The 922-nt window shown below is 57.0% G+C and carries 1 protein-coding gene; it reads left to right on the forward strand.

The features are described from left to right. Window positions 1-713 (forward strand): CaiB/BaiF CoA-transferase family protein (locus B0E42_RS28325; RefSeq protein WP_139353236.1); only part of this gene is annotated, 713 nt, incomplete at its 5' end. Window positions 714-922: the final 209 nt, after the last annotated feature.

Below are 922 nucleotides of genomic sequence, written 5' to 3' on the forward strand. Positions count from 1 at the left end.
CGGTGAAGGTGGGGGTCGCGCTGACGGATATCCTCACGGGGCTGTATTCGACTGCTGCTATTTTGGCGGCGCTGGCTCATCGGGATCATGCCGGTGGCGGGCAGCACATCGATATGGCCTTGCTGGATGTTCAAGTGGCTTGCCTGGCCAACCAGGCGATGAATTACCTGACCACAGGTAATGCGCCGAAGCGGTTGGGCAATGCCCATCCGAACATCGTGCCCTATCAGGATTTTCCTACCGCCGATGGCGATTTCATCCTTACGGTGGGTAATGACGGCCAGTTCCGAAAGTTCGCTGAGGTTGCCGGTCAACCGCAGTGGGCTGACGACCCGCGTTTTGCCACAAACAAACTGCGGGTGGCGAATCGGGCGGTGTTGATTCCGTTGATTCGCCAGGCGACGGTGTTCAAGACCACCGCCGAGTGGGTGACTCAATTGGAGCGGGCGGGTGTGCCGTGTGGACCAATCAACGACCTTGCCCAGGTGTTTGCCGACCCTCAGGTGCAGGCGCGTGGATTGGCGATGGAATTGCCTCACGTACTGGCCGGTAGCGTGCCGCAGGTGGCCAGTCCGATTCGACTGTCCGAGACACCGGTGGAATATCGCAATGCGCCCCCTTTATTAGGGGAGCATACGCTGGAGGTGCTGCAGCGAGTGCTGGGCTTGGATGAGGCCGCGGTGAAGGTGTTCAGAGAGGCGGGGGTTCTTTGAGCGTTCTCTTCTATATAGAGGAGCGTTTTAAAGGGCGATCTCCAGTGCTGCGCAACTTATTGATAGAAAAGCGAAATTAAGGGTTGACGGCAGATTCTGGAAGTCTATAATTCGCCCCACTTCCGGCGCAGTCGAAACGGAAAACTCCTTGAGATTCAATGAGTTAAGTAAGTTTCGAAGGTGTTGGGCTTCAGGTCATCGAAGCCCGG

It is taken from the genome of Pseudomonas sp. A25(2017), from assembly GCF_002001065.1.
GTDB classification, from domain to species: domain Bacteria; phylum Pseudomonadota; class Gammaproteobacteria; order Pseudomonadales; family Pseudomonadaceae; genus Aquipseudomonas; species Aquipseudomonas kilonensis.